Source organism: Coriobacteriaceae bacterium (genome assembly GCA_025992705.1).
GTDB lineage: Bacteria > Actinomycetota > Coriobacteriia > Coriobacteriales > QAMH01 > QAMH01.
The window spans coordinates 1,880,710-1,895,000 of the sequence record DAJPGJ010000001.1 but is presented as its reverse complement, the minus strand read 5'-3'; the positions used below and the strand labels follow the sequence as shown (position 1 = coordinate 1,895,000).

11 protein-coding genes and 2 rRNA genes (1 of these 13 running past the window's edge) are annotated in these 14,291 nt (G+C 59.2%); 12 read left to right on the top strand and 1 reads right to left on the bottom strand.

What is annotated here, in order from left to right; translation table 11 throughout:
• The 9 genes from OIM11_08170 to OIM11_08130 form a co-directional block, all read left to right on the top strand.
• Positions 1 to 1,607: ribosomal RNA gene (locus OIM11_08170) — 23S ribosomal RNA — on the top strand (it extends 1,365 nt beyond the left edge of the window).
• A gap of 86 nt (positions 1,608 to 1,693) precedes the next feature.
• Positions 1,694 to 1,809, top strand: a 5S ribosomal RNA gene (rrf, locus tag OIM11_08165).
• A 361-nt stretch (positions 1,810 to 2,170) separates the two neighbouring features.
• Complete coding sequence (locus tag OIM11_08160; protein ID HJJ01101.1) at positions 2,171 to 2,527, top strand: NifU family protein; 357 nt, start codon at positions 2,171 to 2,173, stop codon at positions 2,525 to 2,527.
• Between the two features lie 236 nt (positions 2,528 to 2,763).
• A complete protein-coding gene (pta, locus tag OIM11_08155; GenBank protein ID HJJ01100.1) occupies positions 2,764 to 3,765 on the top strand; it encodes a phosphate acetyltransferase in 1,002 nt (333 codons plus the stop codon).
• A 29-nt stretch (positions 3,766 to 3,794) separates the two neighbouring features.
• Complete coding sequence (locus OIM11_08150) at positions 3,795 to 4,820, top strand: glycosyltransferase (protein HJJ01099.1); 1,026 nt, start codon at positions 3,795 to 3,797, stop codon at positions 4,818 to 4,820.
• Positions 4,821 to 4,835: 15 nt separating this feature from the next.
• Positions 4,836 to 5,918, top strand: a complete 1,083-nt coding sequence (gene prfA, locus OIM11_08145) for a peptide chain release factor 1 (protein HJJ01098.1) — start codon at positions 4,836 to 4,838, stop codon at positions 5,916 to 5,918.
• A 4-nt stretch (positions 5,919 to 5,922) separates the two neighbouring features.
• On the top strand, positions 5,923 to 6,786 hold the full coding sequence (gene prmC, locus OIM11_08140; protein HJJ01097.1) for a peptide chain release factor N(5)-glutamine methyltransferase: 864 nt from the start codon (positions 5,923 to 5,925) through the stop codon (positions 6,784 to 6,786).
• A 57-nt stretch (positions 6,787 to 6,843) separates the two neighbouring features.
• Positions 6,844 to 7,347, top strand: a complete 504-nt coding sequence (locus tag OIM11_08135; protein ID HJJ01096.1) for a DUF308 domain-containing protein — start codon at positions 6,844 to 6,846, stop codon at positions 7,345 to 7,347.
• 264 nt (positions 7,348 to 7,611) lie between these two features.
• Positions 7,612 to 8,490, top strand: a complete 879-nt coding sequence (locus tag OIM11_08130; protein HJJ01095.1) for a DUF2064 domain-containing protein — start codon at positions 7,612 to 7,614, stop codon at positions 8,488 to 8,490.
• Positions 8,491 to 8,690: 200 nt separating this feature from the next.
• Here the strand turns inward: OIM11_08130 and murJ are convergent, their stop codons facing one another.
• Positions 8,691 to 10,313, bottom strand: a complete 1,623-nt coding sequence (gene murJ / locus OIM11_08125; GenBank protein ID HJJ01094.1) for a murein biosynthesis integral membrane protein MurJ — start codon at positions 10,311 to 10,313, stop codon at positions 8,691 to 8,693.
• Positions 10,314 to 10,543: 230 nt separating this feature from the next.
• Between murJ and OIM11_08120 the strand changes: the two genes are divergently transcribed.
• From OIM11_08120 to xerD, 3 genes are read left to right on the top strand one after another with little or no spacing between them, the layout of a single operon-like run.
• Positions 10,544 to 12,169 (top strand): CTP synthase, encoded by a 1,626-nt coding sequence (locus OIM11_08120; protein HJJ01093.1) that lies wholly within the window; start codon positions 10,544 to 10,546, stop codon positions 12,167 to 12,169.
• Between the two features lie 9 nt (positions 12,170 to 12,178).
• A complete protein-coding gene (locus tag OIM11_08115; protein HJJ01092.1) occupies positions 12,179 to 13,309 on the top strand; it encodes a M20/M25/M40 family metallo-hydrolase in 1,131 nt (376 codons plus the stop codon).
• A gap of 26 nt (positions 13,310 to 13,335) precedes the next feature.
• Complete coding sequence (gene xerD, locus OIM11_08110) at positions 13,336 to 14,265, top strand: site-specific tyrosine recombinase XerD (GenBank protein HJJ01091.1); 930 nt, start codon at positions 13,336 to 13,338, stop codon at positions 14,263 to 14,265.
• Positions 14,266 to 14,291 lie beyond the last annotated feature (26 nt).

Genomic DNA, 14,291 nt, shown 5'->3' with positions numbered 1-14,291 from the left:
CGTCTCCGCCGTAAGTCCAAGGTTTCCTGGGCAAGGCTAATCCCCCCAGGGTCAGTCGGGAGCTAAGGCGAGGCCGTAAGGCGTAGTCGATGCACAACAGGTAGATATTCCTGTACCATCTGAGACTCGTTATACCAATGGGGCGACGGAGAAGGATAGCTGGGCGGGGTTCTGGACGTCCCCGTGAAAGCGCGTAGTCCGGTAGAGTAGGCAAATCCGCTCTACCTTTAAGGATGAGGCGTGACGACGAAGCGAATGCGTGAAGTCAGTGATTCCATGCTTCATATAAAAACCTCTAGGAAGAATCTCAGGTGCCCGTACCAAAACCGACACAGGTGGACGGGTAGAGCATACCAAGGCGATCGGGAGAACTATGGTTAAGGAACTCGGCATACTGACTCCGTAACTTCGGGAGAAGGAGTGCCCCTGTCGGTGACCGAACTTGCTTCGTGAGCTAATGGGGGTCGCAGTGAAACGGCCCAAGCGACTGTTTATCAAAAACACAGGACTCTGCTAAGTCGTAAGACGACGTATAGGGTCTGACGCCTGCCCGGTGCTGGAAGGTCACGTGGAGAGGTTAGCCTTTTGGCGAAGCTTTGAAACTAAGCCCCAGTAAACGGCGGCCGTAACTATAACGGTCCTAAGGTAGCGAAATTCCTTGTCGGGTAAGTTCCGACCTGCACGAATGGCGTAACGATTTGGGCGCTGTCTCAACCATAGACCCGGTGAAATTGTATTATTCGTGAAGATGCGAATTACCCACGGAAGGACGGAAAGACCCCGTGAACCTTTACTACAGCTTGACATTGTTCACCGGTTCGTCGTGTAGAGGATAGGTGGGAGACTATGAAACCTGGGCGCCAGCCTGGGCGGAGTCACCCTTGGAATACCACCCTCGGCGTATTGGTGATCTAACCTGCGACCGTTATCCGGCGTGGGGACCGTGTCAGGTGGGTAGTTTGACTGGGGCGGTCGCCTCCTAAAATGTAACGGAGGCGCACGTAAGGTTCGCTCAGGTTGGTTGGCAATCAACCTTTTGAGTGCAAGAGCATAAGCGGGCTTGACTGCGAGACCTACAAGTCGAGCAGAGTGGAAACACGGTTCTAGTGATCCGGCGGCTCAGAGTGGAATGGCCGTCGCTCAACGGATAAAAGGTACTCCGGGGATAACAGGCTGATCTTCCCCAAGAGTCCACATCGACGGGAAGGTTTGGCACCTCGATGTCGGCTCATCGCATCCTGGGGCTGGAGCAGGTCCCAAGGGTATGGCTGTTCGCCATTTAAAGCGGTACGCGAGCTGGGTTCAGAACGTCGTGAGACAGTTCGGTCCCTATCCTCCGTGGGCGTAAGAGAATTGAGGAGATCTGCCCCTAGTACGAGAGGACCGGGGTGGACGAACCTCTGGTGTACCAGTTGTTGACCAACAGCACCGCTGGTTAGCTACGTTCGGATCGGATAACCGCTGAAAGCATCTAAGCGGGAAGTCGGCTCCAAGATGAGTTCTCTTTGTGGTAAGGCCCCTTGTAGACTACGAGGTTGATAGGCTGCAGCTGTAAGGTGTGTGAGCATTTCAGGCGAGCAGTACTAATTGGCCGAGCTCTTCTTATTAATCATTCATTCGCTGCATCGATAGAACGCTTCGATCTACGCGCTATGCGACCTTCAGGGTGCTCCATCAGGAAGCCCCTGGTGAGCTCAGTGTTTATGGAGGAGGGGGTACACCCGGTCCCATTCCGAACCCGGCAGTTAAGCCCTCCATCGCCGAAGGTACTACGGCGGAAGGCCGTGGGAGACTAGGACGATGCTGAGCTCTCCAGGGGCTTCCTGCGCTTCTGGACACACGATCTTGGCGCTCACTGCTGGGCTCACGTATGTTTGGATACGCTTCGCCCACCATTTCGCGCCAATCTCGCACGTCCAGAAGCGCAGGGGCAACTGATGTATGCTACGCCCGTCGCTTCACGTCAATCTCGCCTACCTAGACACGCAAGATCGCATATTCCTCACGCCCGCCGCTTCACGTCAATCTCGCCCACCTAAACACGCAGTGGCAACTGATGCCGCGTTGCGATTCACGCTTTTATCAATCGTAAACTTGCTGTTGTTTCCATCCGTACTTTCGAGTGGTAGTCTGCAATGCGGATGATTCGTTGTATGTGAAAGGTCGCTCGATGATCGATAGAGGCATGCTTGATTACGTCATAAGCCGTATCCGGCCCCAGATTCAGGCTGATGGCGGTGATCTCGACGTTACGGAAATCGATGACGAGAAGGGTATTGTCTACGTGGCGCTTCGCGGTGCCTGCGTCGATTGCCCGTTATCCGCGCTTACCCTGTCTGAGGGTGTCGAGCGCGTGCTCGTCGAGCATGTCCCCGGTGTCCAAAAGGTCCTGCCCGATATGCAAAAGACGCTCATCCATAACAACGAGACTGGCGAGGACCAGACCTTCGAGAACTCGGTGCATGTAATTCGCCTCGATGATGACGGTAATGTTATCGAGGAAAGCTCCATGCCTGCTGGGCAGTAACTTCCTCATGTCATAATGGCCTCGCGCGGACCCACGTAACGGGTCTGCCAACGTCCAAATGGGACGGAAGTGCCCAGATGACCTCACGCGGACCCATGTGACGGGTCTGCCGGCGTCCAAATGGAACATCCCAGATAGATTTCTTACGTTCCCGCAATCCGGCTAGTTCATGCTGCCCATATCCGATAAGCTATTGGGAACTGTATTTGCACGAGCCACTTGAGAGGATGTGCGTGATGAGCAAGTTTCTGGACAAGATTATCGAGCGAGCCAAGACCGACAAGCAGAAGATCGTCTTGCCCGAGGGAAGCGACATCCGCACCGTGCAGGCCGCACGCGAAATCATGGACGCCGGTATTGCCGACGTCATCATTCTCGGTTCCGAGAGTGAGGTCACGGCGCACGGCATCGATGTGAGTGATGCCATCGTCATTGACCCGCGTACGAGTGAATTGCTCGAGCCGTACGCGCAGAAGTTCGCCGAGCTGCGCAAGAAGAAGGGTGTCACCATCAACGAGGCCCGTGAGCAGATGAAGGACGAGAGCTACTTCGGCGTGATGATGGTCTACATGGATGATGCCGACGGCATGGTCTCCGGTGCCTGCCACTCCACGGCCGACACGTTGCGTCCCGCGTTGCAGATTCTCAAGACCGCTCCGGGCACCGAGCTCGTGAGCTCGTTCTTTGTCGAGGACGTGCCCGATTGTTCCTACGGCGACGATGGTCTCTTCGTCTTTGCCGATTGCGCTCTCAACATCTATCCCACGGCCGAGGAGCTCGCCGAGATCGCCATAGCATCCGCCAACAGCTTCGAGCAGCTCTGCGGTGGCGAACCGCGCGTCGCGATGCTGTCGTATTCGAGCTATGGCTCCGGCAAGGGCGAGAGCGCCGAGAAGATGGCCGAGGCCACGCGCATCGCCAAGGAGCGCGCGCCACAGCTTCAGCTCGATGGCGAGTTGCAAGTCGATGCCGCTATTGTCGATACGGTCGCGGCGCTCAAGGCGCCTGACTCCCCGGTCGCAGGCAAGGCAAACGTCCTCATCTTTCCCAACATCGATGCGGGCAACATCGCCTATAAGCTCGTGCAGCGCCTCGCCAAGGCCGATGCCTTCGGTCCCATCCTGCAGGGTGTGGCCAAGCCGGTCAATGACCTTTCTCGTGGCTGCTCGGCCCAGGATATCGTTGGCACCGTCGCGGTGACCTGCGTGCAGTCCCAGGCGCGCAAAGCGCAAGCCTAGAAGCGCTTGCTGGTATACAATAGGCGGCTATGGATACGAAGCTCATCACATACGCGATTCCCTGCTACAACTCGGCGGAGTACATGGATGCCTGCATCGAGTCGATTCTCGCGTGCAACCGTCCGGACGATATCGAGATTATCATCGTCGATGACGGGTCGACCAAGGACAACACCCTTGAGAAGGCCCAGGTGTGGGAGTCTACCAACCCAGGCGTTGTGCGTGCCATCCACCAGGAAAACGGTGGTCATGGTGCAGCGGTCATGACGGGGCTCGAGAATGCGCGTGGCCTCTATTTCAAGGTCGTGGACAGCGATGACTGGCTCGACAACGATGCCAACGTTGCGATGCTCGACAAGCTCGCGTCGTTCGACGAGCCGATTGACCTGATGCTCGTCAACTACGTGTACGAGCACACGGCCGACAACACGCAGGAGGTCATGAAGTACACGCGCATGTTGCCGGTTGAGCAGCTCTTCACCTGGGATGACTGCGGGCATTTTGGCCTGACCAAGTACATACTCATGCACTCGGTCATCTATCGCACGCAGATGCTGCGTGACTGCGGCCTCACCTTGCCGCGTCATACCTTCTACGTTGACAACATCTTCGTGTACGTGCCGCTTCCCGAATGCAAGCGCATCTACTATATGGACGTCGACCTGTACCGCTATTTCATCGGGCGCGAGGACCAGAGCGTCAACGAAACCGTGATGATCGGCCGCATCGACCAGCAGCTGCGCGTCACGCGCATTATGATCGACTCGTTCTTGCTGGAACGCGACGTCAAGAGTTCACGTTTGCGCTCCTACATGCGCAATTACCTCACGATGATGATGGTGATTTGCACGGTGTTCTCGATGATGAGCGATCGCCCCGACAAGGAGCAAATGAGGGCTGACATATGGAAGTACTTGCGAGAGCATGATCACGAGACCTATGTCAAGATCAGGCGCTCGGTTATGGGTGTCGGCACCCATCTGCCCGGCAAGGCCGGCGACAGGGTTTTGCTCAGCGCTTACCATATCGCCCAGAAGGTATTCAAGTTCAACTGACGCGGAGATAAAGAGATGTACGACAAGCTTACGAAGATAATCGCTGCCTACGAGGAGCTCGAGACGAAGCTCGGCGACCCAGCCGTGCTCGCCGACCAGAAGGAGTACACGCGCCTTGCCAAAGAACATGCGCGCCAGGGCGAGCTCGCGACCGCCGCGCGTGAGTACATCTCGCTGTCCGATCAGCTCGTCGCGGCCAAAGAGGAGCTCAAGAACGAGAGCGACCCGGAACTCAAGGAGCTCGCGCAGGAGGAGATCTCGGACATCGAGGGCAAGTTGCCTCAGCTCGAGGAAGACATCAAGTTCATGCTCCTGCCGGCCGACCCCAACGACGAAAAGGACATCATCGTCGAGATTCGCGGTGGTGCCGGTGGCGACGAGGCAAACATCTTCGCGGGCGATCTTTTCCGCATGTATGAGCGTTTCGCCGAGGGTAAGAAGTGGAAGGTCGAGGTCATCGACGCATCGCCGTCCGACATGGGCGGTTTCAAGGAGATTTCGTTCAAGATGCTGGGCGACCGCGTTTACAGCTCCATGAAGTTCGAAAGCGGCGTGCATCGCGTGCAACGCGTCCCCAAGACCGAGAGCCAGGGCCGCATCCACACTTCGACGGCGACTGTTGCCGTGCTGCCCGAGGCCGACGAGGTCGAGGTCGACATCAAACCCGAGGACCTGCGCATCGACGTGTATCGCGCTGGTGGCCCCGGTGGTCAATGCGTCAATACGACCGACTCTGCCGTGCGCATCACGCACCTTCCCACGGGACTCGTCGTGCAGTCGCAGGACCAGAAGTCCCAGATCCAGAACCGCGAGGCCGCCCTGCAGGTTTTGCGTGCCCGCCTCTACGACAAGATGCTCCAGGAGCAGCAGGAGGCTCTCGGCGCCGAGCGGCGCGGGCAGATCGGGCATGGCGACCGTGCCGAGAAGATTCGCACCTACAACGGCCCGCAGGATCGCGTGACCGACCACCGCATCGGCTACAACGGCAGCTATGCCGGCATACTCGAGGGCGACGGCCTTCCCGCGCTCATCGAGAACCTCGCCGCGGCCGACCGCGCCGAGCGCCTTGAGCAGGCGACCGCCTCGGCAGCCGAATAGTCCCATGGGCCAACAAGTCTGGACCATCGGCGACACGCTCGCGTGGTGCCGCGAGTACCTCGTGCATCATGATGACGAGAATCCCAAACTCTCGGCCGAGTGGCTGCTCGCCGCCGCCACGGGACTCACGCGCATCGAGCTCTACATGCACTTCGACCGTCCGCTCACGATGGAAGAGCGCGACGTGCTGCGCGAGACCCTCAAACGGCGCGGCGCCGGCGAGCCGCTCCAATACATTTCCGGAGAGGCAGCCTTCCGGCACATCGTCGTCAAGACGAGTCGAGGCGTGCTCATCCCGCGTCCCGAGACCGAAGTTCTTGTCGATGTTGTGCTCGACGGGCTCGCAGGCGCTGACGCCCCGTGCGTGCTCGAGGTGGGCTGCGGCACGGGCTGCATTGCGTGCTCGCTTGCCAAGGAGGCTGGCGCGCAGGTGCTTGCGACGGATATCTCGCCCGAGGCCGTGGCGTGTGCCCAGGCAAACGTCGAGATGTTGGGCCTTGAGGAGCTCGTGGAGGTCGTGGAATGCGATTGTGTCGCCGAGATTGCGGGAAGCTTCGATTGCCTCGTGAGCAATCCGCCCTATATTCCCACAGCCGAGCTCGCCGAGCTTCCGCATGAGGTCGCGGGCTTCGAGCCACGTCTTGCACTTGATGGCGGCTCCGATGGCCTCGCATTCTTCGACCGGCTCATCACCGAGGCACTGCCCCTCGTGAAAGACGGCGGCCTGTTTGCCTGCGAGTTACACGAGACCTGTCTGGAGGAGGCGGCACGTCGCCTGCGCGAGGCGGGTTGCGTTGACGTCAAGGTGACGAAGGACCTCGTGGGTCGCGATCGCATCGTGAGCGGTGTTTGTCGTGATTTGCAATAATATGCTCGAAAGGGAATAATGGAACCATCCTGAGGTAATCGACCAAGGAGGTTCGCCATGAATTCGTTTCGCGGTATGGGCCTGGGTTCGGGCATCATCCTTGCCATCATCGGCATCATTCTCTTTGCGTTTCCCACGTTGTCCACGATGGTCTTCGCCATGCTCGTCGGCTTTGGCATTCTCGTCGTGGGCATCAACGCGACATACACTTGGTTCAGCACCTTGCGTGGCACGGGTATGGGTTCTGGCGTCTTGGCTACGGGCATACTAAGTATCATCTTCGGTTTGCTCTGCCTGCTGTTTCCTCTCGCCTTTGCCGAGGCCGTTATCTGGTTTGTCGCCATTGCCGTCATCGTCTTTGGCATCGCCCAGATCATCAGCCTCATCACGACCCGTGATATCAATGGCCGTTTCGTGGGCGTTCTCGGCAGTCTGATCGTGGTGATCTGCGGCATCCTGGCCTTGATCTGGCCCCCGTTCGTCATGCAGTTCATCGGGGCCTCGCTGCTCATCGAGGGCATCACCGTCATCGTCATGTCGCTCATCGCGCCCAAGGCGTAAGGACGGGATTACGCGGCTCGTATGTCAGGGGGTCAGACCCCTCGACGCATGCGGCCGCGTTGCCAATTCGAAACCGTTTCGTACCATATCGTTATCTTTGCCACCAGACCGCAACGTGCGTGAAACCCCGTTGCCATGAGTGCTCTGTATGATAGGGAGCGTAAGGATACCCCATCCTTCTCCTCTCCCTCCCTTCTTGTTGCAAAGGGCCGGTCGCTTGAAGCGCCGGCTTTTTGCATATCTATGGTCAGTTACAATAGGGGCATGGATACGAGAAAAAACGCACTGCTGCTTTTCAGCAAGGCCCCCGAAGCGGGAAAGGTCAAGACGCGACTCACGCCGATCAAGGACGGGTTTTTTGACCCCGAGGTGGCAAGCGCGCTCTATCACTGCATGCTCTTTGACGTCACCGAGTGCTGTTGCGACGCGTTGCGTGACCTCGAGTGCGCCGATGCCGAGCGACACGCGCTCGAGAGCACCTGCGAGTACCAGCCCCTGCGCGATACATACATGCTATTCATCTCCTCGCCCGGCATCGAGCAGGAAGAGAAGATGCGTGCGCTCTTTGCAGAAAGCGGCACCTGGCCACGCAATATCGTCTTTATTCACGATGATGGCGAGAGCTTCGACGCGCACTACAACAGCGCCTTCGATCAGGTCTGGGACCTCGGGTACGAGACCATTCTGTCCATGGGCTGCGATATGCCCGCGTTGAGACGCAACATCATCATCGAGGGTTTCGAGCGCTTGCACGAGCTGTGCGACCGCCCTGGCGGCGGCATCGTGCTTGCCCCCGATCAGGAGATGGGCGTCTCAGTGGTGGGCTGGACGCGTGAGACGAACTTCGATCACACGGGCGTCTTCTACAACGCCGATGGCCTGACCGTGCTGCCTGCCTACATCCAGAAGGCTGACCGCCTGGGTCTTCCCGCGCTCTATCTGCCCGATGTTCCCGATGTCGATACGATCGCCGACCTCAACCACAACGTGACGCTCGTGCAGGCACTCGAGTACTGCGCGCGATTCCAGGACGACATCACGCCGCCGTACCGCACGGCTGCCGCCCTGCGCGACATGGGGTACACGGATATCCGCATCATGCCCAACGAGCTGCGTGACGACCGCAGCGAGATCGATAGATAAGACTCGGGGCCGCATGCACGTTTTTTTCGATTATGTGTGGCGTATAGCGAACTCGTGCACGTTTTTTTCGATTATGTGAGACTTTCCAGCTTCTCGGTCTCACATAATCGCAAAAAACCTGCATGCGGCTCTGCCTTGTCACACATAATCGAAAAAAGCATGCATGCGATTCTACCCTGCTTCACAAAATCGCAGTTTTCTTACTTGCGACCAAGGCGGCGGACAAGACGATGCGCGAAATCCGTGACCTCGCTTACGCCGAGGATGCGGCACATCACGAAGATGATGCTCAGGCCGATGATGCCCGTAATCACGAGCGCGATGAAGCTGCCGAAAATGTTCGAGATGTCGATGACGCTTGCGATGCCCCAGGATGCGAGCTCGGCAACAACGCCGCCGATGAGGGTCGCGATGGTGACCTTGAGACAGGCAATCACGAGCTTGCCAAGGCCGAAGCCGCCCCTGCGCCTGACCAAGATGGCGAGAAGCACAACGAGCATGAGACCGTAGAAGACGATGTCACCGCACGCGATGCCCACGAGCCCGAGCGAACCAAAGCCAGGCACGGCAATGACGCCGGTGAAGAGCATATAGAGCATGACCTGCACGCAGGTGAACACGAGATTGCAGATGGCGACGGTCTTGAGGTTCTTAAGGGACGAGTAGGCGCGATAGACGAACATGTAGCATGCGTAGAGGGGTAGCGCGAATGCCCAGCCGCGTAGCAGGTCGGCGATGGGCGCGATATCGGAAGCCGTGAACTTGCCGGCTGTGTAGAGGCCGATGAGCTCGTCGGAGCACACGAAGAGCATGGCGGCCATGGGGATGATGAGCAGGCAGGTCGTGCGCAGGCCCATGTTGAGGTGTTGCTTGAAGCCATAGACGTCCCCGCGGGACATGCGATCGCTCATCTCCGTGAACAATGCCGTGGAGAGCGCGACGCCGAGTACGCCATAGGGGAACTGATACCACATCCATGCGTAGCTTACGGACGCCGGGCCGTTGGGCGCGACATGCAATGCACAGGAGTTCATGAACGAGAGCGAGACGAGGTTGATGGCCGTGCATAGGATGGCCGGAAGCGCGAGACGCACCGTCTCGTGCAGTCCCTCGTCATGCAGGTCGATGTGGAAACGGAAGCGGAAGCCGGCCTTCACGAGGGCGGGTATCTGCACGCAAGCCATGACGGCGATGGAGAGCGTCGTGCCGATGGCGAGCAGGAGCAAGCCCGCCTGGCCGCTCAGCGAGCTCACGAAGGGGTACGCGAAGAAGGTCACGATGATGATGAGGTTCATGAAGACCGAGCTGATTGCCGGCCAGAAGTACTCGCGCTCTGCGTTGAGGAGGCCGCCGAAGATGGCGCTCACGCCGTAGAAGACGATCTGAAATGCGAAGAAACGGAAGAGCCAGACGGCGTTCTCGACGGTCTCGCTCGAGCTCGAACTGAAAAGCGTCTGCGTGAGCATGACCTGCGGCGAGAAGATCGAGGCAAGCAATGCGATGACGCCGAGGAAGATGAGGGCAAGCGAGAGCAGGTTAGATGCGTAGCGATTGCCCTCCTCGCGTGAGCGGGTATTACGCTGCTGCAGGTAGATGGGGAGAAAGGCCGTCGAAAGCACACCGCCTGCGACGAGCTCGTAAATCATGTTGGGGAGGTTGTTGGCGAGCGAGAAAGATGCGGCGAGGATGGTGTTTCCCAGCGCGAAAGCCATGGCCCAGGTACGAATGAAGCCGGTCACGCGCGAGATGAGCGTGAGTGCCGACATCATGGCGGTCGAGCGGGCGATTGACTTTGTGGTGTCCGCGTTTTTCATGATGGTCATGGTAGCGCAAAACGGGGTATCGAGGCACGATGAGACACATTGGATAGGTACATCTGTCTCACTGGGCTACGCCAATGAGACAGATGTACCTGTCCAATGTGTCTCATCCCGGCCCGGCGGCGTCGTATTTCGAGTCCGTTAAATCACGGAGATTACGAGAACCTATGTCACAGGGCTGCCGTACAATGAATCGCGTTTGAAGCCCGGCATGCCAAGGAGGCGCGTTGCACATGACCAAGTTCGTCTTTGTGACCGGCGGTGTTGTCTCGTCACTCGGAAAGGGCATTACCGCTGCCTCGCTTGGCACGCTGCTCAAGGCCCGTGGCTACAAAGTCACCATGCAGAAGATGGATCCGTACCTCAATGTCGATCCCGGCACGATGAGCCCCTTCCAGCATGGAGAGGTCTTCGTCACCGACGATGGCCTCGAAAGTGATCTGGACCTTGGCCATTACGAGCGCTTCATCGACGAGAACCTCACGCACGACTCAAACGTTACGCAGGGTTCCATCTACCAGAGCCTTATCGCCAAGGAGCGCAGGGGCGACTTCCTCGGCGGTACCGTGCAAGTCATCCCGCATGTCACCAATGCCATCAAAGATCGTATCCGCAGCCTGGCAGACAGCACGCAGGCAGACATCGTCATCACCGAGATCGGCGGCACGGTTGGCGATATCGAGTCCCAACCCTTCATCGAGGCCGTGCGTCAGTGGCGTGGCGAGCAAGGTGCCAAGAACGTGTGCTTCGTCCACGTGACCCTCGTTCCCTATATTGCTGCCGCGCACGAGCTCAAGACCAAGCCCACCCAGCACTCGGTCAAGGAGCTTCAGTCACTCGGCATCCAGCCGGATTTCCTCGTGCTCAGAAGCGATCACGAGATCAGCTCCAAGCTGCGCGAGAAGATCGCGATGTTCTGCGATGTCGAGTTCGACCATGTCTTCGCGTGCGAGGACGCCCCGAGCATCTACGAGATTCCACGTTCGCTCTTTGACCAGGGCTTTGACGTCGAAGTGCTCGATCGCCTCGGGCTCAAGCAATGCAATGCCGACATGAGCAGTTGGAACGAGTATCTTGCCAAGAAAGACGCTGCGCACGGGGAGTGCAACATCGCGATCGTCGGCAAGTACACCGATCTTCCCGATGCCTATCTCTCCGTCATCGAGGCCCTGCATCATGCCGGCGTCGCGCTTGAGCGCGATGTCCAGGTGCACCTCATAGACGGCGAGGAGCTCGACGAGTCAACGGTCGATGACATTCTCGGCGATATGGATGGCATTCTCGTTCCCGGTGGCTTTGGCGTGCGCGCCTTCGAGGGCAAGATCGCCGCCGCACACTACGCCCGTACACATCAGATTCCCTACCTGGGCATTTGCCTTGGCTTGCAGGCTGCCGTGTGCGAGTTTGCGCGTAATGTGGCCAACATGCCCAAGGCGTCTTCGGCCGAGTTCGACGCGGAGCTCGCGTATCCCGTCATTGACCTCATGCCCGACCAGGCAAACGTCGATGCCAAGGGCGGCACGCAGCGCCTCGGCTCGTATCCCTGCAAGGTAGAGCCCGGCACCCTTGCCGCGCGCGTGTATGGCGAGGAGCTCATCAGCGAACGCCACCGTCACCGCTACGAGGTGAACAACGATTATCGCCAGCAGCTCATCGATGCGGGTCTGGTGGTGAGCGGCACCTCTCCGGACGAGCGCCTGGTCGAGATCATCGAGCTTCCCGATCATCCCTACTTCATCGCGAGTCAGGGGCACCCCGAGTTCAAGTCGCGCCCCACCCGTCCGCATCCGCTCTTCCTCGGGCTCGTCCGCGCTGCAATCGCGCAGGCCGATGCCCACGCAGCAGCTTCCAACGCGTAAGGAGTCCTCGTGAACGAGCAGCGCCTTCTCGATACCTTCCTTGACCTCGTGCGCCTTCCGTGCCCATCGGGGCGTGAGGCACGTGCTGCCGCATACTGCAAGGACGCCTTCGAGGGCTGTGGCTGCACGGTGACGATCGACGATGCGGGGGATAAGATCGGCTCCGATACCGGCAATCTCTATGCCGAGCTCGCGGGCACCGTTAACGGCACGATTATTCTCACGGCCCATCTCGATTGCGTGCAGCCCTGCGAAGGCGTCAATCCGCAGATCGTTGATGGCGTGATTTACAGCGATGGCACGACCGTCTTGGGTGGAGACGACAAGGTCGGTGTGGCGGCCATCATCGAGGCCGTTCGCACGCTTGTCGAGGAAGGCGGGGCCTATCCCATCGTCAAGGTCATCTTCAGCGTTCAGGAGGAAACCGGTTGTCGCGGCGCGGCAAACTTCAGCGCGGCGCACTTTGAGACTGGCGAGCCCTGCTTCGTCTTCGATGATGCAGGTGATGTGGGTGGTGCGTGCCTGGCCGCTCCCTACCACTACACCTTCAGGGCGCAGTTCACGGGCAAGGCAAGTCATGCCGGTGTTGCCCCCCAAGAGGGCATCAGCGCAATCGAGGCGGCAAGTCTTGCGGTCGAGACCATGCGCCGTGCCGGCGTCCTCGGGGCTGTCGGAGAGTACTGCGCATCGAATATCGGCACCATTTCCGGTGGCAGCGCCAACAACGTCGTGGCGCCGAGCTGCGAGGTGACGGGGGAGTGCCGCGCGGTCGATGCGGCAGACGTCGAGCGTGTCCGTGCGGCCATGGACGATGCCATGCGTGGTGCGGCCGCGCAACTTGGCGCCCAGGTCGATGTGGAATGGGAGCTCGAATATCCGGGCTTCAAGATTGCCGAGGATGCACCCATTGTCCAGATGTTCTGTCGCGCCGCTCGGGCTGCAGGTTTCAAGCCGCGCACCTTCATGTCGACGGGCGGAACGGATGCCAACCAGTACGTAAAGCTCGGTGTCGATCCACTCGTCGTTTCGACGGGCATGACCAAGTTCCACTCGGTGGACGAATGCCTCAAGGTCGCGGACCTCGAGAACACGGCACGTCTTGCCTGTGCGCTCGTACGCGAGAGGGCGCGGTGCTCGTAATGGCGCCTCGCGTCATAAAAGCAAACATGCACGCCGATATCGGTGCGTACGGAGACGTCCTTGACGAGTATCTCACCTGTCTTACCGTCGAGCGGGGACTTTCTACGGCAAGTGTCGAAGCGTACGAACGTGACCTACGCGATTATCTCGCCTTCATGCACGCCGCGGGCATTGACTCGCTCGATGGCATTGAGCGTGACGACATCACCGATTACATCGAAGACCTCCACAAGCGAGATTATGCTTCGAGTAGCATGGAGCGCCATGTCGCGGCCCTTAAGGGCTTTCATCGCTTTTGCGTGCGCGAGGGGCTTGCCCAGACCGATCTTGCCGCATCAGTCCCGCTACCCAAGAAAGCCGAGCGTTTGCCACAGGCCATCTCCATCGGGCAAATCGCCGCATTGCTTGACCAACCCTTTTCCGAGACACCTGCCGGCCTTCGCGACCGGGCGATTCTCGAGATACTCTACGGTTGCGGTTTGCGCGTGAGCGAGCTTACCTCCCTGGGGTTTGGCAACCTTCTGCTCGACGATGAGCTTGTGCGCGTGCGTGGCAAGGGGAGCAAGGAGCGTCTGGTCCCGCTTTTGGGCTCTGCGCGCCAGGCTCTTGACGAGTATCTGCGCGATGGTCGCCCGCACCTGCATGCCAAGGGCAGTGCGGCCGCGCAAGACCCGGAGGCCATCTTCGTCAACACGCGTGGCGGCCGGCTCTCGCGGCGCAGCGTCTGCAAGCTCGTCGAGAGATACGGGCGCAACGTGGGCATCGAGGGCCTGCATCCGCATACTTTGCGCCACAGCTTCGCGACGCACATGCTCGAGGGAGGGGCCGACCTGCGTGTCTTGCAAGAGATGCTCGGCCATAGCGACATATCGACGACGCAGATCTACACACACGTTGACAGGAGCCACATTCGCGAGGAGTATCTCTCGACGCATCCGCGGGCAAGGCTGCGATAGGAACGTGGACCGGGGGAATGAGACAG

Bases quoted from the DNA above. Each gene is read 5' to 3' on its own strand.
- murJ (HJJ01094.1), bottom strand. From the start codon at position 10,313: ATGACCATCATGAAAAACGCGGACACCACAAAGTCAATCGCCCGCTCG.
- OIM11_08120 (HJJ01093.1), top strand. From the start codon at position 10,544: ATGACCAAGTTCGTCTTTGTGACCGGCGGTGTTGTCTCGTCACTCGGA.
- OIM11_08135 (HJJ01096.1), top strand. From the start codon at position 6,844: ATGAATTCGTTTCGCGGTATGGGCCTGGGTTCGGGCATCATCCTTGCC.
- xerD (HJJ01091.1), top strand. From the start codon at position 13,336: ATGCACGCCGATATCGGTGCGTACGGAGACGTCCTTGACGAGTATCTC.
- OIM11_08160 (HJJ01101.1), top strand. From the start codon at position 2,171: ATGATCGATAGAGGCATGCTTGATTACGTCATAAGCCGTATCCGGCCC.
- pta (HJJ01100.1), top strand. From the start codon at position 2,764: ATGAGCAAGTTTCTGGACAAGATTATCGAGCGAGCCAAGACCGACAAG.
- OIM11_08150 (HJJ01099.1), top strand. From the start codon at position 3,795: ATGGATACGAAGCTCATCACATACGCGATTCCCTGCTACAACTCGGCG.
- prmC (HJJ01097.1), top strand. From the start codon at position 5,923: ATGGGCCAACAAGTCTGGACCATCGGCGACACGCTCGCGTGGTGCCGC.
- OIM11_08130 (HJJ01095.1), top strand. From the start codon at position 7,612: ATGGATACGAGAAAAAACGCACTGCTGCTTTTCAGCAAGGCCCCCGAA.
- prfA (HJJ01098.1), top strand. From the start codon at position 4,836: ATGTACGACAAGCTTACGAAGATAATCGCTGCCTACGAGGAGCTCGAG.